We start from the raw sequence: 26,448 nt of genomic DNA, 5'->3' as shown, positions 1-26,448 counted from the left end.
GGTTGGTGGGGAATTGCAGCACAGGGAGCGGCAGCGGGGACTGCCGCGTAAGGGGGATCACCGGCGGGTCTATACTGAAGCGCATGTCACATGAAGCTTCACATCCTGCAAGCGAGGGGAACGGCCCGGCGGACAGCGAAGGCACGGCAGATAGCCAAAGCACGGCAGAAAACCTAGGTACGGCGACCATTTCCGGTGCGGAGTATCTGAAGAAGATCGTCTCCGCACCTGTCTACCGCGTGGCCACGAACACTCCGCTCGAGCACATGGAAACGCTGTCGAAGCGTATCGGCAACGAGGTGCTGGTCAAGCGCGAAGACCTGCAGCCTGTGCACAGCTTCAAGATTCGCGGCGCATTCAACCGCATGTCCCAGCTCACGGACGCAGAACGCGCCCGCGGAGTCGTCGCCGCTTCCGCCGGCAACCACGCCCAGGGCGTAGCGCTTTCCGGCACGGAACTCGGTATCCGCACCGTTATCGTCATGCCGGAAGTGACCCCCAGCATCAAAATCGACGCTGTCCGTAGCTTCGGCGGGGAAGTGCTGCTGCACGGCGCGAACTTCGACGAAGCCAAGGCCAAGGCTATGGAGCTCTCCGAAGTTGAGGGCATGGTGTGGGTCGCACCCTTCGACGACGAAGCTGTCATCGCCGGCCAGGGCACCGCCGGGTTGGAGATCTTCCAATCCCGCCCCGACGTCGACCGCGTCTTCGTACAGGTCGGCGGCGGCGGACTGGCCGCCGGAATCTCCGTGCTTCTCAAAGAACTAGACCCCAACATCCAGGTCATCGGAGTGGAGCCCGAAGAATCCGCCTGCCTCACCCACGCGCTAGCCGCCGGGCACCCCGTGGCCCTCGACCACGTCAGCCTCTTCGCCGAAGGCGTGGCCGTCAAGCAGATCGGCAGCGAAACCTTTCGAGTCTGCCGCGAATACCTCGACGACGTCATCACCGTCAGCTCGGATGAGATCAGTGCCGCCATCAAGGATATCTTCGACGACACTCGCGCCATCGCCGAGCCAGCCGGCGCCGTCGCACTGGCAGGCCTGAAGCGTTACGCCGCCACCCACCAGGTCGAAGGGGAGACCCTGGCACACGTCCTCTCCGGTGCGAACGTGAACTTCCACTCCCTGCGCTATGTCTCCGAACGCGCGGAGATCGGCGAGGGCGGCGAAGGCATCTTCGGCGTGAGCATCCCCGAGCGCGAGGGAGCATTCCTCGAGTTCTGCAAGATCCTCGGCCACCGTGCCGTCACAGAATTCAGTTACCGAGTCGGCCAGCGCGATGGGGAAAAACCCGCCCGCATTTTCGTGGGCGTCAAGCTCAAGAACGGTGAAGACGAGCGCAAGGCCATCGCCGACGACCTCCGTGAGGCAGGCTACGGCGTGGTGGACCTGTCGGACGACGACGTGGCCAAGGAACACGTCCGTTACATGATTGGTGGCAACCCCAGCCAGCACGTCGATGAAACCGCCTACAGCTTCGAGTTTCCCGAACACCCGGGAGCCCTGTTGCACTTCCTGGAGGTGCTGGGAACCCGCTGGAACATCACCGGCTTCCATTACCGCAGCTTCGGCATGGATCACGGGCGTGTTCTGGCAGCGTTCGAGGACGTCTCCGGCGACGCGGAATTCCAGGAGCACCTGCAGCAGCTTGGCTACCACGCCACGGACGTGACAGACAGCCCGGCCTACGACTTCTTCATCAGCGCCGAATAGTGGACAGCCGGTGCGCCGGCGTGCATAACGCAGCGCTAGCTGAAGAACGCGCCGAAGATCGCGCCGAGCTGGCGCAAATGCTCAACTTCAGTGAGCAGGAAGTCCGGTCCACCCGGGCGCCCGATGATTAGCAGCAGGCTCGTGCCTTCGATCGGCGTGCCCGCCAGAGCAGAGTCCATGACCGCCCAGTTTTCGGGGATCCAATCCTCGCGCTCTGGGTTCAGCACGCGCGCTTCGTCTAAAGGCGGGTGATCCAGCTCCTGCCCGTTGTCCGCCGGAGCGGCAGACGAGGCTGCCACCCGGTGCGTACGCGGCAACGTATCCAGCACGACCGCCCAGCCTGCCGTCATGGAGCGCGGCAGGTCCTGCATCATGATCTCTAGCGCCGTTTCTTTGTGACGCCGCTTCTCCGCCACCCCGGACAGCATCTGAATCTGACCGCGTCGGTCGATAGAACCTGAAAAGGGGCGGATCGAGTCGACGTAGAATCCGTCGAGCTCCTGCGTGGCCGTGATCAGGCTGTCGGGCAGATGCCCGGGCGGCAAAGAGACGACAATATCATCCATAACGGAGTTGGGCTCATCCTGTTCCGCTTGGCCGACGATGTCCACACCGCGAATGTCACCGCCGACAGTCCCCAATGCCATGGCCAGCAGGCCGAGGGAGCCGGGGGTGTCGGGCATACGCACACGCATTAGAAAAGACATGGAACCGATACTAGCGCCACCTGAAGACCACGGGGGATAGATGCCTTGGCTAGAGTAGAACCCATGTCTGAGATTTCGCGCGAAGATGTTGCCCACCTGGCCCGCCTGGCTCGCCTGGACCTGGGGGAGCAGGAATTGGATGAATACGCAGCTCAGATCGACGGGATTGTCGATCACGTAGCCGCGATCGGGAAGGTAGATACTGAAGGTGTCGAGCCGTTGAGCCATCCCACCCAGAACGTTGACGGCGATGTTGCCGTGATGCGTGAAGACGTGGTCGTGCCGAGCCTCACCGCAGAGCAGGCCCTGAACCAGGCGCCGAAGCAAAGCGAGCAGCGCTTCGAGGTTCCGCAGATCCTCGCTGACTAGGCCAGCTGCCGCGGGTGGCGTCAAAAAGCCAAAAGACCGTTAGACGAACGAACGCTAAAGACACAAGCTTTAGAGAAAACCTTTAAAGAAAAGCAAGGAACTGTAGGAACACTCATGGCTGAGAACAAGTACATCGTCGGTTCCCGGGACGACTCGGACTTCACCACCTGGACCGCCGCGGAATTGGCGGAGAAGATCCACGCGCGCGAGATCAGCTCCCAGGAAGTAACCCAGGCCCACCTGGATCGCATCGGTGAAATCGACGGCGACATTCACGCATTCCTGCACGTGGGCGCCGATGAAGCGCTAGCGGCGGCCTCGAACGTAGACGACGCACTGGCCGCCGGGGACCAGCCGACCAGCAAGCTGGCAGGCGTGCCACTGGCCCTGAAGGACGTCTTCACCACCACCGACGCGCCGACCACGTGCGCCTCTAAGATGCTGGAGGGCTACATGAGCCCCTACGACGCGACCGTCACCATGCGTCTGCGCGCCGCCGGCATCCCGATCTTGGGCAAGACGAACATGGACGAGTTCGCCATGGGCTCCTCCACCGAGAACTCCGCCTACGGCGCGACGAAGAACCCCTACGACCTGGAGCGCACGCCAGGCGGCTCCGGCGGTGGCTCCTCTGCAGCGCTGGCCGCCGGCATGGCTCCGCTGGCAATCGGCACGGACACGGGTGGCTCCATCCGCCAGCCGGCCGCACTGACCAACACCGTCGGCGTGAAGCCGACCTACGGCACCGTTTCCCGTTACGGCCTGGTGGCCTGCGCCTCCTCGCTGGACCAGGGCGGCCCGACGGCGCGCACGGTTCTGGATACGGCGCTGCTGCACGAGGTTATTGCGGGGCATGACGCCAACGACTCGACCTCTTCCTCCCACGCCGTCGCGCCGGTTGTCGAGGCCGCGAAGCAGGGAGCCTCCGGAGACCTGAGCGGCGTGAAGCTGGGCGTGGTGAAGCAGTTTGAGAAGGCCGAAGCCTTCCAGCCGGGCGTGCTGGAGACCTACCACGCCAACCTGGAGCAGCTGAAGTCTCAGGGAGCTGAGCTGGTGGAGGTCGACTGCCCGAACTTCGACCACGCGCTGAACGCCTACTACCTGATCCTGCCCTGTGAGGTCAGCTCCAACCTGGCCCGCTTCGACGGCATGCGCTACGGCCAGCGCCGCGGAGACGACGGCACCCGCTCCGCCGACCAGGTGATGAGCCTGACCCGCGCCGAAGGCTTCGGTCCGGAGGTCAAGCGCCGCATCATGCTGGGCACTTACGCCCTGTCCGTCGGCTACTACGACGCCTACTACCTGCAAGCTCAGCGCGTACGTAACCTGATTTCCCAGGACTTCGCCAAGGCCTACGAGCAGGTAGACGCGATTGTCGCACCCGTGACGCCGTCCACCGCCTTCAAGCTCGGCGAGAAGGTCGATGACCCGTTGGCGATGTACATGTTCGACCTGTTCACCCTGCCGCTGAACCTGGCGGGTGTGTGCGGCATGTCCGTGCCGGGTGGTTTCGCCAGCGACTCGGGCCTGCCGACCGGCCTGCAGATCATGGGCCCGGCGCACGGCGACGACCGCCTGTACCGCGTTGGCGCTGCCTTCGAGGCCGGTCGCTCCTAGCTGGCCGCGCCTAGCCAGCCACTCCTAGCTGGTTGCCCCAGAGTCGGCGGGCAGCGTGGCGGTCCCAGAGTCGGCGGGCAGGGCGGTCAGTCTGGCCTTGCGGTTACCCAGCCGCATAGTTCTGCCGAGGACGGGGCGCTGAAATGGTCAGGGCCGGGCGACCCGCGGCGGAGTCTGGGGATCCGCGTATGGTGGGGGACATGGGTAAAATTCCCGAACTTTACACAGGCGACGGCCTCGTCGAAGACCCCGACGGGTCCCGACGCTGGGGAGTCCTCGGCGCGGCGGGGCTGTTCCTCGTCACCGACGACCGCCACGTACTGATGCAGCACCGCGCCAAGTGGACCAACCGTGGCGGAACCTGGGCTCTGCCTGGCGGCGCCATCGACGTCGGCGAATCACCCACCGACGGCGCCCTCCGCGAAACGTGGGAAGAGACAGGCGTGGGGGCGTCATCGGTAGAGGTGCACCAAGAAATCGTCACCTCCACCGTGCCCGTCAAAACCGCGTACTGCCGCCTGCCCGTCCGCGACGACGAATGGCACCTCTTCGCCGACGTCGAGAAGATCGTCGAACGCAGCGGAGACCCCCGCCAAGCCCTGCAAGACTTCCCCGTCCGACACCCCAGCCTCGACGCATCGCTAGACGCCCACGGAATCTTCGGACTCGGCGGCACATTCTGGTGGCAATACGAAAACCCGGAAATCAACGAGTGGACGTACACCACTGTCCTGGCCACCTGCTCCGAACACCTGGAACTGCACCCGACCGCCGAATCACTGGAGCTACTGTGGCAACCCATCGACCAGCTGGAGGATCTTCCACTGATGCCGGAGTTTAAGGCCAGTTTGCCCGTCATCCGGGCGGCAGTAGACTCCCTTTAATGAATTCAGCTCAGTCCCAGAGCCGCGCTCAGATGAGCGCACAAGATCGGCAGAGCCAGCTGAGCGACGGGAGTTACCCCGTGCTGCCGCTTCCACTGCCGCAAGCATGGCGCGCCCTCGTGGCGCTGTGCATCGGCTTCTTCATGATCCTGCTGGATCAAACGATCGTCGCCGTCGCAACGCCCGCATTCCAAGCCGACCTGCACGCCGACTACGGCAAAGTGCTGTGGGTCACCAGTGCTTACCTGCTGGCGTTCGCGGTGCCGCTGATGGTCACCGGCCGGCTCGGCGACCGCTTCGGCCCGAAGAATCTCTACATCGCGGGAATGACGATCTTCACGCTCTCGTCGCTTGCCTGCGGACTGGCCGGCAGCATCAATACGCTGATCGCCGCCCGCGCCGTGCAAGGTATTGGCGGATCTTTATTGACGCCCCAGACCATGAGCGTGATCAACCGCATCTTCCCGCGCGACAAGCGCGGGGCAGCACTGGGCATCTGGGGTGCCACGGCGGGAATCTCCACGCTCGCCGGGCCGCTGCTCGGAGGCCTCATCACCCAGTACGCAACCTGGCAGTGGGTGTTCTTCATCAACGTGCCCATCGGCGTGCTGTCCGTGGTGATGGTCGCCCGCTGGGTGCCGCGGTTCCAACCAACCGAGGACCGTATCAACGTGCCGTCGATCTTGCTTTCCATGGTGGCGATGACGATGGTGATCTACGGCATCCAAGAAGGCGATCCCGCCGGCTGGGCGCCATGGATCTGGGGGCTGCTGCTCGGAGGCCTGGCGCTGCTGGTGGCCTTCGTCTGGCTGCAATCCCGCCTGTCCGCAGGTAGCGCGCTGGTGCCGATCGCCCTATTCGCACGCCGCCACTTCGCATTCGGCAACGCCTCCATATTCACGATGGGCTTCACCGTCGCCGGGATGATGGTGCCAGTGATGATGTACCTGCAGGAAGTCCATCGTTTCAGCCCGCTGAAGGCATCCCTCGTCGTCACTCCCATGGCCATTATCGCTGGAATTATGGCGCCGTTCGTCGGCCGACTGGTCGACCGCTACGAACCCCGCCGCTTCGCCGTCACCGGGTTCTGCCTGATGGCCGTGGGCGTGGCTGCATTGGTGTTCTCTATGCGACCTGAGCGGCCGTTGTGGATGATGATCGGGGCTTTCGTGATCCTCGGATTCGGAAACTCCTTCGTCTGGGCTCCAAACTCCACCACCACCCTGCGCGACCTGCCGCCCCAGTTCGCCGGAGCGGGCTCTGGAATGTACAACGCCACCCGCCAACTCGGCGCCGTCACAGGGGCCGCAGTTATCGCCGCCGTCGTCCAAGCACGGATCGGCGTAGCTGGCCCCCAAGCCTTCGGCGACTCCCTACTACCCGCGGCCATCATGCTGATCCTCGGCGCAGTGGCTTCCGCCATGGCTAGGCCAGAGGTCAGCCGCGGAGACGAGTAGGCGTCAAAAAATTCAACAAAAAAGACCGGCAACGGCCAGCAAGACCCGAAAAGAAAAACCGTGCGGGCGAAGCCCCGGGAAATGCAACAAAACATGCCGCCCGGCACATCCGGCGGGGTATCGCTAAACTTTAAAACATGCGTATTGCGACCTTGACCAGTGGTGGAGACTGCCCAGGATTGAACGCCGTTATCCGAGGCATCGTGAGGACAGCGGCCGGGGAAGGCCATACCGTCGTCGGATTCGAAGATGGTTGGCAGGGGCTGCTGGAAGACCGTCGTGTGCAACTGTATGACGACGACTTTATCGACCGGATCCTGCGCCGCGGAGGCACCATCCTCGGCACCGGACGCCTGCACCCCGACGACTTCATGGCCGGCATCGACCGCGTCAAAGCCAACCTCGCGGATGCAGGTATTGACGCCCTGATTCCCATCGGCGGCGAAGGCACTCTGAAAGGCGCGCGCTTCCTGCACGACAACGGCGTGCCAGTAATCGGCGTGCCGAAAACCATTGACAATGACGTCAACGGAACCGACTACACCTTCGGCTTTGACACCGCCGTCGCCGTCGCTACCGATGCAATCGATCGACTGCACACCACCGCCGAATCACACGACCGCGTGATGATCGTGGAGGTCATGGGGCGCCACGTCGGCTGGATCGCGCTGCACGCGGGCATGGCCGGTGGCGCGCACGAGATTCTGATTCCGGAGTTCCCCTTCGACATCGATGACGTCTGCCGCCGCATGGCTCGTCGATTCCAGCTGGGGGAGAAGTACGGCATCATTGTCGTAGCCGAAGGCGCACTGCCAAAGGAAGGAACTCTGGACGTCGCAGAACGCGAGGTGGACCAGTTCGGCCACGAGAAGTTCCAAGACATGTCCGCGCTGATCGCCAAGGAGATCGAAAACCGCCTGGATACTGACGTGCGCTCCACCGTGCTGGGGCACATCCAGCGCGGCGGAACCCCCACCGCGTTCGACCGCGTTCTGGCAACCCGCTTTGCCGTGAATGCTACCAAGGCCGCCATTCGGGGAGATTTCGGCAAGGTGGTTGCGCTGAAGGGCGGCAGCATCGAGCTGATCGACTTTGAAGAGGCCGTCGGCACGCTGAAGGAAGTTCCCGAGAAGCGCTACGAAACGGCACGCTCGCTGTTTGGCTAACGTCCGACAGCGGACGCCAGCCTGGGGGCAGCGGCGGTTCGGCAACTGCGTCTGGCACATCCAAAGCTAGAGGCAGGGGCTGGACGGTGTCGCGAATATCAGGGCAGTGCTGTGTAGTGCTAGGCGGGGGCACACTGCTTGCCTTGTTTGAAGCATGGCTTGTGGGGACGCACCCAGTCAGGATATGCCTTGTCGGGGATTGTCAAGGGGGAGTTGAAATGCTTGTGGAAAACGCTTCCGAAGGGAGCGAGTTATCCACAGGCGTTTGCGCCGGGCGGGGCAAAAGATCGGCGCATGATTTAGCGTTCGGGGCATGGAAAAGTTGCAGCAGCTTGCGAAGCTTAAGCGCCAAGTGGTGGACGCACAGCGCCACGGCGTGGAGCTGCTGACAGAAGCCATGGGCAAGCCCGCTGAACAGCTGCCGCTGGAACGCGAGTATGCGCGGAGTGTGGCGCGGGCCGCGGAACACTTCTCCGGGGCGGCGTACTCGCGTTACAAGAAGCGGGCACTGGAAGCTGCCCAGCGCAACGGACATGGGCTGGACGTGCTGATACTAATCGCCGAGCGAGCACGGACGCTGAGGATCAAACAGCGTTACGTGTTTACCGAAACGCTCTGTAATACCGCTGGAGATTATGCGGCGATTTCACGCCGTGCGACGCAACTGCGGCGCGAAATGCAGGGGCCACGTGTGCCCGATGACGGAGGACGCCGCATTATGCACGGTACGAAGACCACCCTCCAGTTCACCGGCCCGTCGCATCGCATGTCAGAGATCTGGGAGTCCGCACGCCTGGACCCACTGGCATGGCTCACGGAGAATCGCATCGTTCAACGCAGCACCCTGACTACAAACGTAGTGGTCAGCCTGGATGACTATATGCAGGTGCTCAGCGGCGAAGGGGATGAGATCGAGCTGCGGGCCACCAATGGGGCTGTCCTCACCGGAGCGGAATACGTCGCCCGTCGCCTAGAAGACGCCGGGTTTCCCCGCCAGCTATCCACGCCAATTGCCGACGCTTCAATTGCCGAGGGCCCAATCGCCGACGCCTCAGTCGCCGACGCAATGGCCGGCCCAGCTGGAGTTGCCGACGCCTCAGTCGTCGGCGAGGTAGCGGTCGGCGAGGTAGCGGTCGGCCCAGCCGGAGTTGACCAGGCCGGAGGCTCCGACGCGACGGTGACACCGAGGCTTACGCCTGATAGTGCTGCTCAAGCTGAGCCCTTTGGTAAAAGGCGCGGAGGCGGCGTGACCGACGGGGCGGGCGGCGCGGCAGGTGTTGCGGACGCGGCGAAGACGGCAAACGTGATGCTGAAGGATGGAGACCGCATCACCCTGGTAGCCCCGGAACGAGGGCCGGTGAATTTATACCGGGTGAAGCGGTTGGCGTCACCAAAACAACGCCGAATGCTGGAAGCCGAAACGACGCGATGTGCCTGGCCGGGATGTGGGCGTCCGGCGAGCGAATGCCAAGTTCACCACCTGCAGGAGTTTGCGAAAGGCGGAGAAACCAATCCTGAAAACATGACACTCTTATGCGCGTATCACAATGGCGTGAACGGGCAACGCGGCCGCGGGAGGATGGCGCGCATAAGTGGGCGCGTCACCTGGCTGCCGCCAGGCTCGCCGGGCTGTGTCGAAACGACGGGACGCGGCGAACCGCCGAACCCGCCGGGACGCGGCGAACCGCCGGGGCACTGAAACGCGAGGCAGACGCGGAGCTGCGTTGCCGTGTTGCCGTGCTGACACGTACACGTCGCGAAGATGTCGAGGTTTTCGAAGGCTGGGCCGGCGCGGTGCCGGCATGCAGTGCAACCGCGTTGGGGGTGCCAGGACGTATAGAGCCGGGACAGCCTTTGGCGCCCGGCGGGGCAGTGCCCAGCGACCCTAACGCCACACAGCCACGGGGACGTATTAAGATGGCTGGCATGACTGCGCCTGTCTACGATTACTCCGATGATGTGATGGACTTCGACGAAGTGCTGGAGCACTTCGACCCGGTAATGGGCATGGAAGTTCACGTCGAACTTGCCACGAAGACGAAAATGTTCTCCACGTCCTCCGCGGAATTCGGCGACGCGCCAAACAGCAACGTTGACCCATGCAGCCTCGGCCTGCCAGGCGCACTGCCAGTCGTCAACAAGCTCGGCGTGGAGTGGGCCATCAAGATCGGTCTGGCGCTGAACTGCGAAATTGCTCCGAAGTCCCGCTTCGCACGTAAGAACTACTTCTACCCAGATCAGCCGAAGAACTACCAGATCTCCCAGTACGACGAGCCCATCGCCTACGACGGATACCTGGACGTCGTGCTGGAGGACGGCACCGAATGGCGCGTGGAGATTGAGCGCGCGCACATGGAAGAAGACACCGGCAAGCTGACCCACCTCGGCGGCGCAGACGGCCGCATCCACGGCGCCACCGCCTCCCTGGTGGACTGCAACCGCGCAGGCGTGCCACTAATCGAGATTGTTACCAAGCCCATCGAGGGCGCCGGCGAACGCGCGCCAGAAGTTGCGAAGGCATACGTTTCCGCGCTGCGCGACCTCGTCAAGGCACTGGGCGTTTCCGATGCACGTATGGATCAAGGCTCCATGCGCGTGGACTCCAACCTGTCCCTGCGCCCCGTCGGCACCACCGAATACGGCACGCGCACCGAAACGAAGAACATCAACTCACTGAAGTCCGTCGAGCAGGCCGTGCGCTTTGAAATGCAGCGCCAGGCAGCTTGCCTCGTCAACGACGTGGAGATCGTTCAGGAAACCCGCCACTACCAGGAAACCGACGGCACCACCTCCAAAGGACGCCCGAAGGAAACCATGGCGGACTACCGCTACTTCAACGACCCGGACCTGCCGCCCGTACTCGCACCCGCCGAGTGGGTCGAAGAAATCCGGGCCACCCTGCCGGAAATGCCGTGGATCCGCCGCGCCCGCATCCAGGAGGAGTGGGGCCTGAAGGACGAAGAAATGCGCGACCTAGTCAACGCCGGTGCACTGGACCTCGTCGTCGACACCGTTGAAGCAGGCGCCAAGCCCGACGAAGCTCGCTCCTGGTGGGTCTCCTACCTCGCAGGCAAGGCAAACGAACAAGGTGTAGAGCTTTCCGGTCTCGACATCACGCCGACTCAGGTGGCGCGGGTGGCGTCACTAGTAAACGAAGGCAAGCTCACCACCAAGCTTGCACGTCAGGCAGTCGACGGAGTGCTCGCGGGCGAAGGCGACGTCGACGAGGTCGTCGCAGCGCGCGGTCTGGAAGTTGTGCGCGATGACGGCGCCATCGAAGCGGCAGTTGACGAAGCCCTGGCCGCAAACCCGGACATCGTTGAAAAGTACCGTGCAGGCAATAAGAAGGTTACCGGTGCGATTGTCGGTGCTGTCATGAAGGCCACCAAGGGCAAGGCAGACCCAGCACAGGTCAACCAGCTGATCGCTAAGAAGCTCAGCTAGCGGCGCGCATCCGCCGTCTGCTCGGAGACATGCCGAGTGACCTCCCGCACAAATCGTGCTGGTCAGAATAGTCTGGGGAGCGTGAATAACAACGCGAAGCCCAACAATCCAGACGACGCTTTGTTCGGCAACTCCGCAGACGATCTAGCGGACGACCTGAACAACGATATTGACGTGCCCGTCTACCGTCGGGATGCGCAAAAGCCCGCCGGCTCCGCAACTCCCGCTAAGGCGACCAAAATTGAGAAGCCCGGCGAGGAAGCTGACGGCAAGGAAACAGTCAGCGAGGAAACAGTCGGCGAGGAGATTGTGGAATCGTCAGCAGCAGGGGATGCCAAGTCTGATGTCCGAGAGCCGGACAAGGCCTCCGGAGTAGCTGCGGAGCAGCCGAAAACGTCAGCGCCGGTCGAGGCGGACACTCCAGAGGCTGGGACTCCGATTGAGGAGAAGCCCGCCAAGCGGGACATTTACGCTGTGCTCGGTCGGGCGCGTCCGCAGCGCATTGAGAGCCGTCCGTCTGAGCCGGAAGTAGATCTCTCGAAACTTGACGCCTCTCAGCCCGCTGCAGGCGCTGGTCCGGCTGGGGCTGACTCAAATGCCGGCGCACGCGTTGATTCTGGGCATACCGACGGTCCGTCCGATCGTTGGGGCAAGGTTGATGACGCCAAACCGGCGGAGCGGGACAACGCTCCAGCCAATGATCAGGCCTTCAGCCGGCCGGCGACGAACAACGCGGGCACTGGCGTTGCCGCCGCTGGAGCCGGAGCAGCGGGCACTGGCGTTGCCGCCGGCACTGCCGCTGACGCTGACACGGCTGCTGATGCTGGTGTCGCTGGCGATGGCCGCGACGCGGCCAACGGAGACCGCAACGCGGCGGCTGCGGCGGGCACAGATGCAGCCGGTGCAGTCGCGGAAGTTAAGCGCGGGACCACCAGTTTTGGACTATTCATCCTGCGCGCAGTGCTGGGCGCGTACCTCCTGGTACGCGGCCTGCAGACACTATTCGCGTTCGGAGGAGACCCGGGCGTTGACGTATTCCAGAGCCAACTGGAGAACTACAACTTCACCGACATCCTTGCCATTGGAATCCCCGTCGCTGAAGTTGTCGCCGGCGGTTTGCTGCTCCTCGGTCTAGTCACGCCATTCGGCGCGGCACTCGCCACCATTGTGAGCGGCTTTATGGCATTCCATAACCTCGATAGCTTCCAGGGAACCCTATGGCCATACGGCCTGAACCCTTACGTCCAGCTTTGGGCGGCGCTGACGGTGGCGTCAATAAGCCTCATCTTCCTCGGCCCCGGCCGGATCAGCCTCGACCGCAGCAGGGGATGGGCAACCCGACCGTTGGCTTCTGCATGGATCTTCTTTGTCGTCGCAGCGGCGGCTACCGCCGCGCTTTGGCTCGGCGTCGGCGGAGGAAACCCGTTCAACTAGCTAGAGCTCCTTTCCGCTAATACTCGCCCCGTCGCGGTGTCCGTTTGAGCCACTGTGGCGGGGCTTCCGTCTGCCACAACCTGACCACCCCGCGCGCCGGCTCCCGGGCCCATTTCCAGAACCCGGTCTGCCTGTGCGGCAACCCGCATGTCATGCTCCACAACCACCACGGTGTTGCCGTTGTTGACCAACCGCTGGAGTTCCGTCATCAGCAAATCCACGTCTGCGGGGTGGAGGCCGGTGGTCGGCTCATCCATGAGGTACACGGTATGCCCCCGCTGAGCCCGCTGCAGCTCCGTGGCCAACTTGATTCGCTGGGCCTCGCCGCCGGACAGCTCCGTGGCCGGCTGCCCGAGCCGGAGGTAATCCAACCCGACAGCCGACAGAGCTCGCAGCGCCCGGGCGATTGCCTCTTCATCGGCGAAGACCTCCCGCGCTTCAGCGACGGTGAGCTCCAGCACGTCCGCGATCGTCCGCCCGTTCCAGGTGACTTCCAGCGTTTCAGAGTTGTAGCGTGCGCCGTGACAGTCGGGACAGGGAGTGTAGCTGCCGGGCAGGAACACTAGCTCGACTTCAATTTGCCCTTCTCCACTGCAGGTGGGGCAGCGTCCTTGGGTGACGTTGTACGAGAACCGGGAGACGGTCCAGCCACGCCGTTTCGCTTCGTCGGTCTGTGCGAAGAGTTTCCGTACGCGGTCGAATAGTCCGGTGTAGGTTGCGAGGCAGGATCTGGGTGTCCGGCCGATGGGCTTTTGTGAGATTTGCACCAACCGGTTGATGGCAATGTCTGAGTTGAGGTCTGCGCTGAGTTCGACCGTTGTTGCTCTTGCGGAGCCTGTTTTTTCTGCGGGGCCCTTACTTTTTGACGCCACGTCTCCGTCGTCGACCGATGTCTTCACCCGTTCGCGCAGTGAGTTGGCCAGCGTGTACAGAAGCGTGGACTTGCCGGAGCCCGAGACGCCCGTGATCGCGGTGAATGTGCCGAGGCCGAATTTCACGTCGAGGCTTTTCAGGGTGCGTTCGTTGATGTCCGTGAGGCTGAGAGTGCCGGAGGGGGTGCGCGCTTCGGCGTCAGTGGTCAGTTTCAGTGGCCCGGCGGCGAGGGCCCGCCCGGTGGGGCAATCCAGCCCGGCCAGGCCCGCGCCGCCGGCGACGTCCGGACCGCCAGCGTTGCCGGCGACGTCCGGACCGCCAACGCCGCCGGTTTCAGAGCAACGGCAGTCTTTAGCACGGCAACCATCAGCGTGGTCGGCAGCCTCCATACCAGTCCCGGCTGCATTCGCGTCCGCGCTGGAATCCCCGGCTGGGCCGGAGTAGAGGATTTTGCCGCCGAGTTCGCCCGCGCCCGGGCCGACGTCGACGATCCAATCGGCCTCCGCCACCAGGTGCATGTCGTGCTCCACCAGCAGGACACTATTGCCTGCGTCCAGGAAACCGCGAATCAGCCGCATCACGGCTCGGCGCTCCTCAGGGTGCAAGCCCGCGGACGGCTCGTCCAAAACGTATGCCACTCCGAAAAGCCCCGACCGCAGCTGAGATGCCAACCGCAAACGCTGCAGCTCACCTGCCGACAGGGTAGACGTGGCACGATCCAGGCTCAGATGCCCCAAACCGAGATCCACCACTGACTCCAGCGTAGGAATCGCCTGGCTCAGCAGGATTCGCTCCGCTTCCGCGGCCGCGCTGGAATCCCCGCCGGCTGGCGCGTGCTGCGCTAGTCTTCGCCCAGTTGTGGCGTAGATATCGGCCTGTCCGCGGGCAGTGTCTGCGGGCATAGAGGCACGGCGCTCAGCGAAGCGAGAGAGAACGTCTTCCAGAGGAAGCGCCCCAAGGCTATCGATGGGAAGGCCGAGGTAACCCACGGAAAGGGCGTCGACAATAAGTCGACGACCATCGCACACCCCACAGCGGGAAGACTTCATAAACGACAAGACGCGGCGTCGCGTGGAATCGGAACCCGTCTCTGCCAACGTCTTCCGCAGATAAGAGGCCACCGAACGCCAAGTGCCCTCATACGTCCGCTGAATCTGATCCGCACCCCGGTGAGGGTGAATCGTCACCACCGGCCGCTCATCGGTGTAAAGGATCCAATCTCGGTCGGCCTTTGGGATCTCCCGCCACGGAATGTCCATAGGGAAACCGAGCTCCGCGACGATATCGCGGAAATTCTTCCCCAACCACGCGCCGGGCCAAGCGGCGATAGCCCCTTCGTCGATGGAAAGCGACGGATCTGGGACCATGGACTCCTCCGTCGGCTCATGCACGACTCCCGTGCCCTGACACTCTGGGCACATTCCCGCCGTCGTATTAGGGGAGAAGCTATCTGAATCCAGTCGCCCGCCGTGGCGTTCGCGAACGCCCGCCGGGTACTGGCCGCAACGCGAATACAGTAGGCGGATCGTGTTCGACAGGTTTGATACGGTTCCCACCGTCGAACGCGCCCCGCCCGCTTGCGCCCCCTGTCGTAATGCGACCGTCGGCGGGAGCCCTTCAACGGACCCCACGCGTGGGTCGACGGCCCCGCCGATCAGTCGGCGGGCGAATGGCGCAACGGACTCTAGATACCGCCGCTGAGCCTCACCGTGCAGTGTGCCAAACGCCAGCGAGGACTTTCCCGATCCAGATACGCCCGTCACCGCCACCAGGGCGTTACGGGGCAGCGAAACGTCCTGGTGCTTGAGGTTCCGCAAGTGTGCGTCACGGACGCGGATCATTGCATCGGGCTGGAGGTGTGAAACATGCATGCCCTCCACCCTACGGCCCCGCGCACCGGCGGCAGGGCGGGGTGGCTACTTCACTTCGCGGACGGCTCCGCGGTCAGCGGAGGTTGCCATCGCGGCATAAGCGCGCAGCGCCTTGGTGACCTTGCGCTGACGAGTGGTGGGAGTCCAGGGCTTATCGGAAGCTTCCATTTCGGCACGGCGGCGCTCGATCTCCTCGTCGGAGATGTTCAGTTGCAGAAGGCGCTCGTGAACGTCGATCGTGATCGGATCCCCGTCGCGGACCAAGCCAATCAAGCCGCCGTGAGCAGCCTCAGGGGAGATGTGGCCGACGGACAGGCCGGACGTGCCGCCGGAGAATCGACCGTCGGTGATTAGCGCGCACTCCTTGCCAAGCCCTGCGCCCTTGAGGAAAGCGGTCGGGTGTAGCATTTCCTGCATTCCCGGTCCGCCGGCGGGGCCTTCGTAGCGTACGACTACCACGTGGCCCGGCTTGACTTTCTTGTCCAGGATCACGCGCACGGCTTCTTCCTGGGATTCGACGACTAGCGCTTTGCCTTCGAAGTGCCAGATCGACGGATCAACACCCGCGGCTTTGATTACGGCGCCGTCTTCGGCGAGGTTGCCGCGGAGGACAACCAGACCGCCATCGGCGGTGTACGCATGTTCCACATCACGGATGACGCCACCTTCTGCGTCGGTGTCCAAGCTGGACCAACGGTTCTCAGTACTGAATGGATCGGTTGTGCGGACTCCGCCGGGGGCGGCGTGGAACAGCTCGATAGCTTCCTCGGTTGCAGCCCCGGAGCGGATGTCCCAGGACAGGAGCCATTCCTTGAGCGTGGCGGAGTGAACGGAGTGTACGCCTTCGTTCAGCTTGCCTGCTCGGTAAAGCTCACCGAGGATGGCGGGGATGCCGCCTCCGCGGTGGACGTCTTCCATGTGATAGTCGGAGTTCGGGGACACCTTTGACAGGCACGGCACTTCGCGGGACAGCTGGTCGATAGAGTGCAGGTCGAAATCGACCTCACCCTCTTGGGCAGCTGCGAGGATATGCAGCACAGTGTTGGAAGATCCGCCCATGGCCATGTCCAGCGCCATTGCGTTTTCGAAGGCCTCACGGGTGGCGATGTTTCGCGGCAGGACGGAGGCGTCTCCCTCGCCGTAGTAGCGGCGGCACAGTTCAACGATGGTGGTGCCAGCCTTGGTGAACAGGTCTCTCCGCTTGGCGTGAGTCGCCAAGGTGGAACCATTGCCCGGCAGGGACAGGCCCAGCGCCTCGGTCAGACAGTTCATCGAGTTGGCGGTGAACATGCCGGAGCAGGAGCCGCACGTCGGGCAGGCAGCGGACTCAACTTCCAGCAGTGCCTGTGCGTCGACCTTGTCGGATGCAGAGGCGGAGATGGCGGTAATCAGATCCGTCGGAGCTTGCACAACACCGTCAACGGCCACGGCCTTGCCGGCCTCCATCGGACCGCCGGAGACGAACACCACCGGGATGTTCAGACGCATGGCAGCGTTCAGCATGCCGGGCGTGATCTTGTCGCAGTTGGAAATGCACACCAGCGCATCGGCGGCGTGGCCGTTGACCATGTACTCGACGGCGTCAGAAATAATTTCGCGACTAGGCAGCGAGTAGAGCATGCCCGCGTGTCCCATAGCAATGCCATCGTCGACGGCGATGGTGTTGAACTCGCGAGGAACGCCACCAGCTTCGCGGATGGCGTCTGCGACGATGTCTCCCACGTCCTTCAGGTGCACGTGGCCCGGTACGAACTGTGTGTACGAGTTCGCAATGGCGATGATGGGCTTTTCGAAGTCCTGATCCGTCATGCCTGTCGCACGCCACAGGGCGCGGGCGCCGGCGGCGTTGCGTCCCTGGGTGGTGACGGCGGATCTCAATGGGATGGCGTTCATACTGTTCACGGTTCTCTTCTCGTCGTTCTAGTCTTCGTACTCTAGTGTTAGTAGTTCTCTTCGGTTGTGTTATCTGGCCTGTGTTATCTGGCTTGGGTTCTTGGATTGTGTTTTCTATTTGCGCCGTTTTCTAGTCGCCGTTTGTCGGTTAGAACTTGCAGCCGTTGATCTGCCGGGCGTTTGACACCTTTGGTTCAACGGCTATCGTCTGGCGACTCTCGTCCCGCGCGCCCGGAGTTCCGGGCAGCTAGCTGTTAGCGTCGTCCGCGTTTGCTTTCGGCGCGTCTGTGTCTGGCACATCGACTCCCGCTTCGAGGCGGCGCTGCTTTTCGTATTCCTTGTACTCGTCCTTATCCATGAGCACGGCGTAGCCGTCCTTGTTGACGACCTGCACTTTGTCGTCCGTGGCTGCGCGCGCTGGGCTGACGGGGTCGGGGATACGTCCGCCACTGACCTTGTGCAGGTCGATCAGGGAGTTAAAGGTCACGCCCGGTAGCCAGATGGTGTTCTCTTGGTTGTCTACGGCGTAGGCGCGTCCTGCTCGGTTGAAGCGGAGCGCGCGGAAGTCTTCCCATTGCATGGTTTTGCCTGCGCGGAAGAGGTAGCGCGTGGTGATGGCTTTGTCAGTGACGGTGGTTCGCACCCACAAAGTCCACAAAATAAACACTAGTGGTACTAGCGGAACCCAGAAAAACCAGGCGACCTTATAGCCCGTGAATAGCAAGCAGATCAGGAACATGACGAACCCGCCGAGGATGTGTTCGCGGCTGGGGTGGAAAACCTTCGAGTTCATGGTGTTCATTTAATCAGCCGTGGGTGGTGTCGGTTGCATTGGGCGTACTCGTCGCACCCATAGCGCGAGGTGCAGCGCCGTTCATACTGTTGCCGCCGGTGCCACTGTTGTTGGAGTTGTTTTGGACGCCACCATTTCCACTATTGGGATTGCCATTGGAGTTGTTGTTCGGCTCATTGGCGGTCCCGCTGCGTGATCCGTCGCCTCCGCCGGAGGTCGAGTTGGCGTTTTGATCGGAGTTTGCACCGGAGTTTGAGCCGCTATTCGCGTCAGAGTTTGCGTCGGTGTTTGTGCCAGGGTTTGTTCCATTGCTTGTTTCAGCGTTTGAGTCAGAGTTTGAGCTGGAGCTTGAGTCAGAGTTTGAGTCGGAGCTCGGGTCAGAGGTGGGGTTGTTCTGGCTGGTGGAGCTTTCGTCGGATTGTTTGTTTGCTTCGGAGTCCTCAGTGGATGCGCTGTTCGAAGGGCGGTCGCGCCAGTAATCGGGAGAAAGCCAGCCGGTGTCCCCGCCTTCTGGGTTCGAGGAGGCCAACGCCAGGCCGCCGACTAGCAACAACGCCAGGATTAGTCCGGTGGTGGAGGGGCGGGTGCGCCCGCCGACGCTCATGATCCTCTTGAACTTGGAGGCGTACTGTTCGCTGCGCCAGATGCCCTGGAACTTCTCACCCTTTTCGGCGTCATCAGCACCGTCAGTGTCATCAGCACCGTCAGTGTCATCAGCACCGTTAGCACTGTCCTCGGCACTGTCCTCGGCACCTGCGCCAGCGTGAGCGTTCGCACCAATGCGAGCTGTCCAGTCGGTGGTGGCGTTGCCTGTGTCGGCGTCGCGCTTGTCTGCTAGGCCGGAATCTCCGCCAGAACCGGAGCCGGAGTCGGCGGTTGCGGCGGATTGGGTGTGCTCCGGGGAAGCTGATCGTGTCCGACCAATGGTTCCATCGCTGTCGAGAGGGCGAACTCCAGGTCCATCAGTCGTGGGCGACTTCGCGCCCTGACTAATCTGTTCGGTCTGTGCAGCCTCGCCGGCCGGTCCAGCTTGTGCAGCCGCCTCGGCCGGTCCAGCCTGTGCAGCCTGGCCGGGCTGTGCGAGTTGGCTAGCCCGGTCTGCCCCTTCAGCCTGGACCGCATCCTTGGCAGCGGCTTCGTACGCCGAAGCCGTCCCGCGTGGCGCAAGCCCGCTTTTTGCTTCATCGCTCGCAGAATCAGCGATTCCCGCGGAATTGCCGGAAATGCTCTGTGACGCTGGAGACGCTGGAGACGCTGGAGACACTGGAGACACTGGAGCGGCTGAAGTGCGCCGATGTTTTGAAGTGTCTTGGGCAGGCAGGACCTCCGTAGGCGTCAGCCCGGAATCCATTGCCACAGCCTTGATGGGATCGAGGGCGGTGGAGGATTGGGCGTCACGGCCATCGCGAAAGACCCGCGGCATGTCATAGCGGTCCCAGAAGACATTCACCAGCGCCGAGCGCAGAACGCGCTCCACCGCCCACTGGCGCGCCGGGTTCACCACGACCATCACTCGGAAGTTCACCTGCCATGATTGCCCTGCCGCAGTGGGGGCGACGATATCCGTAGCTGGCAGAACTTCTAATTCTCCGGTGACGTCCCCGGTGATAGTCGGATCCTGCAGTGCCTTCGCAGCTGTGACCTCAACGCGCTCGGTCAACTGCGACATGGACTCTCCTGGCTGCAGCGGGACTGCCAAGTCCACGACCGCCCGCGACCAGTCCTGGGAATAGTTCGTGATCACACCCGCGGAACCGTTCGGGATCGTCACCACTTCACCGGAGGCTGTGCGCACCTTCGTTGCCCGAAGGGTCAGAGCCACAACCGTGCCCGAAATGTCACTGGAGGTGCCATCGAAGGCAACGAAGTCTCCCACACCGAACTGCCGCTCCGAGATGATGAAGAATCCCGCGAGGAAATCGCCGATCACGTTCTGCGCGCCGAAACCAATAGCAGCTGAAACGACGGTTGCCGGCAGGGCAGCACCCATAGCGGGGACACCCAGGTTCGTCAGGCCCAGCATGATGATCGCGAAGTACGCAATCGCCTGCAGTACGTATACCAACGCGCCGACCAGGGCGAGGCGGGATTTGGTGGCTTCCTCGCCTTCATTGAAGCGGCTGCTGACAATGCGAATCGCCAAACGCCCCACACGCGGGATCAAAATTGCGATAATTACCAGTGCAGTCAAGGGAATGCCGTGGATAACCAGCCATTCCCAGAGCTGGAAAGCATAGAACTTCAACATGCTTTCCCACCGTAGTCCCGAAACCAGTTGGGGAGTTTGGGCTTGCACGGATTCGGCACGGATTCTAGCCGGATTCTGACGGAATTCTGACGGGATTCCAGCCGGGTTCACGGCTCGCGTTCAGGCGCAGAGGGTTGTGGATGGAGCTCCGATGTTGCGTGGGTGCCGGGGTATTCCCCGGTGCTGTGCAGGGTGCTGAAGGCTCCCGGATTTTGCCGGGCGCTGGGGCGTGGCTCGGTGGAAAACCGGGGGGAATGGGCGGATTGAAGCACAGGTCGGGGGCGTTTTAACCTGTCCAATAGGTGAGATATTGGCATCATACTTTGGGAAACCTGTGGTCAACGGCTTGACTACTTTCGCAGAAGTCGCTAAATTTAGAGCCATGGAATTTACGCAACTAGTACGAGTACTCATTATCGAGGGGCGCCACTAGCTACCTCGTTGAGCTCGACACGGCGCCCCCAGCAACCGACGCAACAGCGTCGGTAAGTTGGGGGCTTTTGTTGTGTGAAGGACATGCACCCAACCGAACAAGCGATTCCACACCGAAGATTCTTCGGCTCTATCGCTTCCAGGTAATGCCAGCTCGCCAGAGCGCGAACGCTGTGGCGGGCTGCAGCGCGGACTATGCGGCGCTGAAACACGTAGCAATGCGTGGCGCGCTGTGTTGATGCGCAGCACGTGCTGAGGCGCGAACTGCGCAGCACGTGCTGAGGCGCGAACTGCGCAGCGCGTGCTGAGGCAGACGTTGAGGCGCGTAACGTGCGCTGCGACGCGGCGCGACGGCGGGCAACCGGGAAGCGGAGGGGGCGGAGAATTGAAGGCAGGACGGATTCAAGGACTCAAGGAGCGAAGACAACGTGACACACACATCACGCTCGCAACCCAGCCCCGCCACCTTGGCGAATAACACCCGCGGCAAGCGGCCAGAGCGAATTAACGGCGCACAGGCCGTAGTCCGCTCCCTAGAAGAGCTAGGAACCGATGTCGTATTCGGCCTGCCCGGAGGTGCTGTGCTGCCGCTCTACGAGGCGCTGTACGACTCCGAGAAGCTGAACCACATCCTTGTCCGCCACGAGCAGGGCGCCGGCCACGCCGCCACCGGCTACGCCCAGGCCACCGGCCGCGTGGGTGTGTGCATCGCAACTTCCGGCCCGGGTGCGACGAACCTGGTCACCCCTATCGCCGACGCCAACATGGACTCGGTGCCCTTGGTCGCTATTACGGGCCAGGTTGGAAAGGGGCTTTTGGGTACTGACGCCTTCCAGGAGGCGGACATTCGCGGCGTCACCATGCCGATCACCAAGCACAACTTCATGGTGACCCGCCCCGAGGACATCCCCGGCGCCATCGCCGAGGCTTTCCACGTGGCCTCCACCGGTCGCCCCGGCGCGGTGCTGGTGGACATCCCGAAGGACGTGCAGAACGCAGAGCTGGAATTCAACTGGCCGCCGAAGTACGAGCTGCCCGGCTACCGTCCGGTCACCAGTCCGCACCCGCGCCAGGTGGAGGAAGCCGTGCGCATGATCAGTGCAGCGAAGCGCCCGACGCTGTACGTCGGTGGTGGCGTGATCAAGGCGGAAGCACACGCAGAACTGCTGGAATTTGCAGAGGCTAACGACATCCCAGTTGTCACCACTCTCATGGCGCTGGGCAGCTTCCCGGCCTCCCACCCGCTGTACATGGGCATGCCTGGCATGCACGGAAGTGTCCCGGCAGTTGCTGCCCTGCAGCGCTCCGACCTGCTGATCACCATCGGCGCCCGCTTTGACGACCGCGTTACCGGCCACGTGGATAGTTTCGCGCCTGACGCGAAGGTCATCCACGCTGACATCGACCCGGCGGAAATCGGCAAGATCCGCGAAGCCAACGTGCCTATCGTCGGCGACGCCCGCGAGGTACTGGCCGCACTCCACCAGGCGATGCGGAACCTGGATCTGAAGAAGCCCGCCACCGCCGGCTGGCTGAACTATCTGAACAAGCTGAAGCAAGACTTCCCCCGCGGCTACGACGAGCAGCCTAACGGCAAGCTCGCCCCGCAGTTCGTCATTGAGACCCTGTCCAAGACCGTCGGCCCGGACGCCATCTACGTCGCCGGCGTGGGGCAGCACCAGATGTGGGCGGCACAGTTCGTGGACTACGAAAACCCGCGCACGTGGCTGAACTCTGGCGGCCTCGGCACGATGGGCTACTCGGTGCCCGCCGCCATGGGTGCGAAAGCTGGCAAGCCGGACACCTCCGTCTGGGCCATCGACGGCGACGGCTGCTTCCAAATGACCAACCAGGAGCTCGTTACCTGCGCGGTGGAGAAGCTGCCGATCAAGGTTGCCCTCATCAACAACGGGAACCTTGGCATGGTCCGCCAGTGGCAGACGCTGTTCTACGACCAGCGATACTCGCACACCAACCTGAAGCCGGGAGAAACCTACCTGCCGGACTTCCTGATGTTGGCTGAGTCCATGGGCTGCGCGGCGTTCCGCGTCACCAAGCCAGAGGATGTAGAGCCGACCATCCGCAAGGCGGAAGCGATCAACGACCGGCCCGTCGTCATCGACTTCATTGTCGGCGAGGATGCGCAGGTGTGGCCGATGGTTGCCGCCGGCACGTCCAATGAGGAAATCCAGTACGCACGCAACCTGCGGCCGCTGTTCGACGAGGAATCCTCGGCGGCAGAATCGCCCGCGGAGATCCACGAGGTCACCCAGGAAGGTGAAGAAGACTAATGAGCACGAACAAGGTACAGGTCCACACCCTGTCCGTCCTGTGTGAGGACGTCGACGGCATCATCTCGCGAATCTCCGGCATGTTCACCCGCCGCGCGTTCAGCATCATCTCGATCAGCTCTGGCCGCACGGAGGTTGAGGGCATCAACCGCATCACCATCATCGTCGAGGGCGAGGATCACGTGGTGGAGCAGATCACGAAGCAGCTGAACAAGCTGATCCCCGTTATTAAGGTCACGCGCCACGACCCGGAGTCAATCGTCTCCCGCGGCCTGATGATGGTGAAGGTTTCTGCTGACAACTCGAACCGCACGCAGGTGGTGGAGTCCGCGAAGCTGTTCCGCGCGCACGTCGTGGATGTTGGGCCGGAGTCGGTGATCATCGAGTGCACCGGCACGCCGTCGAAGCTGCAGGCTCTGCTGGACGTTCTGGAGCCGTTCGGTATTCGCGAGCTTGTCGAGGCGTCGCCGACTGCGATCAGTCGCGGTCCTCGCGCCATGTACCCGGCGAATCTCTAGGTTCTTTGGTGACGCCTTGGGCTTGCAGCCGGGTGGGCGTCACTACCTACGAAAGAGGGCAACAGCCCGCAACAGTTCACGGAGTTCACTATGTGGACGCCAAAATCTCACCAAATGAAATAAAGTTTGCTATAAAGGTAGACAGTCAACGAAAGGAAGCTCCCCATGGCAATTGATGTTTTTTACGACGACGACGCTGATCTGTCGATCATCCAGGGTCGCAAGGTAGCCATCATCGGCTACGGCTCCCAGGGGCACGCACATGCCCAGAACCTGCGCGAGTCTGGCGTGGAGGTCGTTATCGGCCTGCGCGAGGGCTCCAAGTCCCGCGCCAAGGCTGAGGAAGCTGGCTTCACTGTGAAGACCAATGCGGAGGCTGCGAAGTGGGCAGACGTGATCATGCTGCTGGCTCCGGACACCTCCCAGGCGAAGATCTTCACTGAGGATATCGAGCCGAACCTGAACGACGGCGACGCGCTGTTCTTCGGCCATGGCCTGAACATCCACTTCAAGCTGATCGAGCCGGCCGACAACATCATCATCGGCATGGTTGCCCCGAAGGGGCCGGGCCACCTGGTTCGCCGTCAGTTCGTCGACGGCAAGGGTGTTCCGTGCCTGATCGCCGTTGAGCAGGATCCGAAGAACAACGGCCGCGACCTGGCGCTGTCCTACGCAGCTGCCATCGGTGGTGCACGCGCCGGCGTGATCCCGACGACCTTCGAGGCGGAGACTGTTACCGACCTGTTCGGCGAGCAGGCTGTTCTGTGTGGTGGCACCGAGGAGCTGATCAAGACAGGCTTCGAGGTTTTGGTGGAGGCTGGCTACGAGCCGGAGATGGCTTACTTCGAGTGCCTGCACGAGATGAAGCTGATCGTGGACCTGATGTTCGAGGGCGGCATTGCCAACATGAACTACTCCGTGTCTGACACGGCTGAGTTTGGTGGCTACCTGTCCGGCCCGCGCGTCATTGACGCGGACACCAAGAAGCGCATGAAGGACATTCTGACCGACATTCAGGACGGCACCTTCACCAAGCGTCTGGTTGCCAACGTTGAGGGTGGCAACAAGGAGCTGGAGGAGCTGCGTGCTTCCTACAACGATCACCAGATCGAGAAAACCGGCGCTAAGCTGCGCGACCTGATGAGCTGGGTCAAGGTCGACGCTCGCGCCGAGACCGCCTAAAGCGGCCTGGTCACAACGGCCTGGCCGAAACTGCCCGACCGAAACTGCTCGGCCGAAACTGCTCGGCCGAAACTGCTCGGCCGAAACTGCTCGGCTGAAGCGGCCTGCTTAAAGCGGTCTGGCTGAATAACTGAATGCTTTAGATTTCCAAGTTTATGGATTCTGAATTTGGAATCTGTTTAGCGGGGAGCCCATGTTCCGGCCGCCAATGGCGAGCCGTTCTGGTCCCCCGTCTTTGTTTTCAGTAAGTTGCCAATAAGGGATGTGGCTGCCTAAAGTGAGGGTATGAACGACCCCGCAAGCGTAGCTCAGCAACAACCACAGGACCGTGGTGGTGCCGACGTGCGCCGCCACGGTTCTGCGCGTTCCAGCGAGTCCGCGCCTGCGGCTGGCGGCGCGCCCGCGTCGACCGCTGGCAGCGCGCCCGCGCCCGCCGGCGTATCTGAGGGGGGCCATGCACATTCGCACGAATCCGGCCATGCACAGTCCCACGACTCTGGCCACGGGCATTCGCACGGGCATTCGCACTCCCACGCGCCGACGGATGCTCCGCTGCGCGCGCTGCTCATCGTGCTGGGCGTCACTGGCACAGTTTTCTTTGCAGAGCTGATCGGCGGTCTGATCACCGGCTCCGTCGCGTTGCTCGCCGATGCGATGCACATGCTTTCGGACGCCGCCGGCCTAATCATTGCGGTCGTCGCCATTTTCATCGGTCGCAGGGCCGCAACTGCGCAGGCGACCTTCGGCTATCGGCGGGTGGAGGTGCTCGCTGCGCTCGTCAATGCGGTCACCGTGTTGGGAATCTCCGCTTGGATCGTGGTCGAGGCGTTCCAGCGCCTCAGCGAGCCGGTGGAGATTATGGCCGGCCCGATGATGATCGTCGCGGTGATCGGCCTGCTAGCCAACATCATTTCCGCGTGGATCTTGAACCGCCAGCGGGAGCATTCCGTCAATGTCCAGGGTGCATTCCTGCACGTGCTGGCGGATATGTTGGGTTCCGTCGCGGTGCTAGTGGCGGGTGGCGTGATCATTCTGACCGGCTGGCAGTATGCGGATGTTATCGCCTCGCTGGTGATTGCCGCACTGGTGTTGCCGCGCGCCTGGCAGCTGATGATGCAGGCCTTGCGCATTCTGCTCGAGCAGGCGCCTCCGGGCTACCGGCCCGCTGAGGTTGATGCTTTGCTGCGGCAGGTCGACGGCGTGCTGGACGTGCATGATCTCCACCTGTGGTCGCTGGATGGCACGAGCGCGTTGGCTTCCGTGCACTTGGTGGTTCCGGAAGGGCGCGATCCGGCCGCGGTGCTGTGTGCTGCACAGGCCGCGCTGCAGGAGCGGGGGATCGCGCACGCCACCATTCAGGTGGAGCGCGCCAGCCACGCCGACCACGAGGGTCCGCAGAACGTCTGCTAGCGGTTGGGACAGCAATGTGCACTAACGGTGGGGGAACAACGTCTGCTAGTGGCCGAGAAAGCAACGTGCGCCAACGGTGGGGCAGCAACATTCGCTAACAGGTGGGAAGAATCTCGGCAATCGCCCTAGACCTGGCAAGGTAGG

The 26,448-nt window shown here is 62.8% G+C and carries 18 protein-coding genes; 13 read left to right on the top strand and 5 right to left on the bottom strand.

The genetic code is table 11. The annotated features are described in order from the left end of the window. Window positions 1-83: 83 nt before the first annotated feature. On the top strand, window positions 84-1,715 hold the full coding sequence (gene ilvA, locus CJEIK_RS07095; RefSeq protein ID WP_005292921.1) for a threonine ammonia-lyase, biosynthetic: 1,632 nt from the start codon (window positions 84-86) through the stop codon (window positions 1,713-1,715). Window positions 1,716-1,750: 35 nt separating this feature from the next. On the opposite strand, the gene CJEIK_RS07090 is transcribed toward ilvA, so the two are convergent. Beyond that, the gene (locus CJEIK_RS07090; protein ID WP_034964327.1) at window positions 1,751-2,422 is read right to left on the bottom strand and encodes an ACT domain-containing protein; all 672 of its coding nucleotides are present in this window, start codon (window positions 2,420-2,422) and stop codon (window positions 1,751-1,753) included. A 63-nt stretch (window positions 2,423-2,485) separates the two neighbouring features. On the opposite strand from CJEIK_RS07090, the gene gatC reads away from it, so the two are divergent. The 8 genes from gatC (at window position 2,486) to CJEIK_RS07050 (ending at window position 12,793) form a co-directional block, all read left to right on the top strand. Next, window positions 2,486-2,791: an Asp-tRNA(Asn)/Glu-tRNA(Gln) amidotransferase subunit GatC gene (gene gatC / locus CJEIK_RS07085; RefSeq protein WP_005292916.1), complete on the top strand. Its 306-nt coding sequence runs from the start codon at window positions 2,486-2,488 to the stop codon at window positions 2,789-2,791. Between the two features lie 114 nt (window positions 2,792-2,905). Further along, window positions 2,906-4,408 carry an Asp-tRNA(Asn)/Glu-tRNA(Gln) amidotransferase subunit GatA gene (gene gatA, locus CJEIK_RS07080; RefSeq protein ID WP_005292912.1) on the top strand — a complete coding sequence of 501 codons (1,503 nt, stop codon included), beginning with the start codon at window positions 2,906-2,908 and terminating at the stop codon, window positions 4,406-4,408. A 200-nt stretch (window positions 4,409-4,608) separates the two neighbouring features. Next, the gene (locus CJEIK_RS07075; RefSeq protein WP_231913406.1) at window positions 4,609-5,292 is read left to right on the top strand and encodes an NUDIX domain-containing protein; all 684 of its coding nucleotides are present in this window, start codon (window positions 4,609-4,611) and stop codon (window positions 5,290-5,292) included. 32 nt (window positions 5,293-5,324) lie between these two features. Further along, entirely contained in the window at window positions 5,325-6,749 is a 1,425-nt protein-coding gene (locus CJEIK_RS07070) for an MFS transporter (RefSeq protein WP_172544893.1), read from the top strand. A 137-nt stretch (window positions 6,750-6,886) separates the two neighbouring features. Further along, window positions 6,887-7,915, top strand: coding sequence for an ATP-dependent 6-phosphofructokinase (locus tag CJEIK_RS07065; protein WP_005292901.1), 1,029 nt, complete (start codon window positions 6,887-6,889; stop codon window positions 7,913-7,915). Between the two features lie 313 nt (window positions 7,916-8,228). Beyond that, window positions 8,229-9,614 (top strand): HNH endonuclease signature motif containing protein, encoded by a 1,386-nt coding sequence (locus CJEIK_RS07060; protein ID WP_005292898.1) that lies wholly within the window; start codon window positions 8,229-8,231, stop codon window positions 9,612-9,614. A gap of 218 nt (window positions 9,615-9,832) precedes the next feature. Further along, entirely contained in the window at window positions 9,833-11,359 is a 1,527-nt protein-coding gene (gatB, locus tag CJEIK_RS07055; protein ID WP_005292895.1) for an Asp-tRNA(Asn)/Glu-tRNA(Gln) amidotransferase subunit GatB, read from the top strand. An 81-nt stretch (window positions 11,360-11,440) separates the two neighbouring features. Further along, window positions 11,441-12,793 carry a DoxX family protein gene (locus CJEIK_RS07050; RefSeq protein ID WP_005292892.1) on the top strand — a complete coding sequence of 451 codons (1,353 nt, stop codon included), beginning with the start codon at window positions 11,441-11,443 and terminating at the stop codon, window positions 12,791-12,793. On the opposite strand, the gene CJEIK_RS07045 is transcribed toward CJEIK_RS07050, so the two are convergent. The 4 genes from CJEIK_RS07045 to CJEIK_RS07030 all read right to left on the bottom strand — a co-directional run bounded on the left by CJEIK_RS07045 (window position 12,790) and on the right by CJEIK_RS07030 (window position 20,471). Beyond that, window positions 12,790-15,537 (bottom strand): excinuclease ABC subunit UvrA, encoded by a 2,748-nt coding sequence (locus CJEIK_RS07045; protein ID WP_077536189.1) that lies wholly within the window; start codon window positions 15,535-15,537, stop codon window positions 12,790-12,792. The two genes, CJEIK_RS07050 and CJEIK_RS07045, sit on opposite strands and share 4 nt — an antisense overlap. A 45-nt stretch (window positions 15,538-15,582) precedes the next feature. Beyond that, on the bottom strand, window positions 15,583-17,430 hold the full coding sequence (ilvD, locus tag CJEIK_RS07040; RefSeq protein ID WP_005292882.1) for a dihydroxy-acid dehydratase: 1,848 nt from the start codon (window positions 17,428-17,430) through the stop codon (window positions 15,583-15,585). 247 nt (window positions 17,431-17,677) lie between these two features. Then, the gene (locus CJEIK_RS07035; protein ID WP_231913409.1) at window positions 17,678-18,223 is read right to left on the bottom strand and encodes a PH domain-containing protein; all 546 of its coding nucleotides are present in this window, start codon (window positions 18,221-18,223) and stop codon (window positions 17,678-17,680) included. A 13-nt stretch (window positions 18,224-18,236) separates the two neighbouring features. Then, entirely contained in the window at window positions 18,237-20,471 is a 2,235-nt protein-coding gene (locus tag CJEIK_RS07030) for a mechanosensitive ion channel family protein (RefSeq protein ID WP_005292878.1), read from the bottom strand. A gap of 860 nt (window positions 20,472-21,331) precedes the next feature. Between CJEIK_RS07030 and CJEIK_RS07025 the strand changes: the two genes are divergently transcribed. The 4 genes from CJEIK_RS07025 to CJEIK_RS07010 all read left to right on the top strand — a co-directional run bounded on the left by CJEIK_RS07025 (window position 21,332) and on the right by CJEIK_RS07010 (window position 26,304). Then, window positions 21,332-23,194, top strand: coding sequence for an acetolactate synthase large subunit (locus CJEIK_RS07025; RefSeq protein WP_011273794.1), 1,863 nt, complete (start codon window positions 21,332-21,334; stop codon window positions 23,192-23,194). Continuing rightward, window positions 23,194-23,712 (top strand): acetolactate synthase small subunit, encoded by a 519-nt coding sequence (gene ilvN, locus CJEIK_RS07020; RefSeq protein WP_005292872.1) that lies wholly within the window; start codon window positions 23,194-23,196, stop codon window positions 23,710-23,712. The genes CJEIK_RS07025 and ilvN overlap by 1 nt, the downstream gene beginning before the upstream one ends. A 165-nt stretch (window positions 23,713-23,877) precedes the next feature. After that, window positions 23,878-24,894, top strand: a complete 1,017-nt coding sequence (gene ilvC / locus CJEIK_RS07015; protein WP_005292868.1) for a ketol-acid reductoisomerase — start codon at window positions 23,878-23,880, stop codon at window positions 24,892-24,894. A gap of 285 nt (window positions 24,895-25,179) precedes the next feature. Then, window positions 25,180-26,304 (top strand): cation diffusion facilitator family transporter, encoded by a 1,125-nt coding sequence (locus CJEIK_RS07010; protein ID WP_115597267.1) that lies wholly within the window; start codon window positions 25,180-25,182, stop codon window positions 26,302-26,304. The last annotated feature ends 144 nt before the right edge of the window (window positions 26,305-26,448 follow it).

The organism is Corynebacterium jeikeium, assembly GCF_028609885.1.
Lineage (GTDB): Bacteria > Actinomycetota > Actinomycetes > Mycobacteriales > Mycobacteriaceae > Corynebacterium > Corynebacterium jeikeium.
The sequence above is the reverse complement of the archived record's forward strand: the minus strand, read 5'-3'. Positions and strand labels throughout refer to the sequence as shown.

Bases quoted from the DNA above. Each gene is read 5' to 3' on its own strand.
- ilvA (WP_005292921.1), top strand. From the start codon at position 84: ATGTCACATGAAGCTTCACATCCTGCAAGCGAGGGGAACGGCCCGGCG.
- CJEIK_RS07090 (WP_034964327.1), bottom strand. From the start codon at position 2,422: ATGTCTTTTCTAATGCGTGTGCGTATGCCCGACACCCCCGGCTCCCTC.
- gatC (WP_005292916.1), top strand. From the start codon at position 2,486: ATGTCTGAGATTTCGCGCGAAGATGTTGCCCACCTGGCCCGCCTGGCT.
- gatA (WP_005292912.1), top strand. From the start codon at position 2,906: ATGGCTGAGAACAAGTACATCGTCGGTTCCCGGGACGACTCGGACTTC.
- CJEIK_RS07075 (WP_231913406.1), top strand. From the start codon at position 4,609: ATGGGTAAAATTCCCGAACTTTACACAGGCGACGGCCTCGTCGAAGAC.
- CJEIK_RS07070 (WP_172544893.1), top strand. From the start codon at position 5,325: ATGAGCGCACAAGATCGGCAGAGCCAGCTGAGCGACGGGAGTTACCCC.
- CJEIK_RS07065 (WP_005292901.1), top strand. From the start codon at position 6,887: ATGCGTATTGCGACCTTGACCAGTGGTGGAGACTGCCCAGGATTGAAC.
- CJEIK_RS07060 (WP_005292898.1), top strand. From the start codon at position 8,229: ATGGAAAAGTTGCAGCAGCTTGCGAAGCTTAAGCGCCAAGTGGTGGAC.
- gatB (WP_005292895.1), top strand. From the start codon at position 9,833: ATGGCTGGCATGACTGCGCCTGTCTACGATTACTCCGATGATGTGATG.
- CJEIK_RS07045 (WP_077536189.1), bottom strand. From the start codon at position 15,537: ATGCATGTTTCACACCTCCAGCCCGATGCAATGATCCGCGTCCGTGAC.
- ilvD (WP_005292882.1), bottom strand. From the start codon at position 17,430: ATGAACGCCATCCCATTGAGATCCGCCGTCACCACCCAGGGACGCAAC.
- CJEIK_RS07035 (WP_231913409.1), bottom strand. From the start codon at position 18,223: ATGAACTCGAAGGTTTTCCACCCCAGCCGCGAACACATCCTCGGCGGG.
- CJEIK_RS07030 (WP_005292878.1), bottom strand. From the start codon at position 20,471: ATGTTGAAGTTCTATGCTTTCCAGCTCTGGGAATGGCTGGTTATCCAC.
- ilvN (WP_005292872.1), top strand. From the start codon at position 23,194: ATGAGCACGAACAAGGTACAGGTCCACACCCTGTCCGTCCTGTGTGAG.
- ilvC (WP_005292868.1), top strand. From the start codon at position 23,878: ATGGCAATTGATGTTTTTTACGACGACGACGCTGATCTGTCGATCATC.
- CJEIK_RS07010 (WP_115597267.1), top strand. From the start codon at position 25,180: ATGAACGACCCCGCAAGCGTAGCTCAGCAACAACCACAGGACCGTGGT.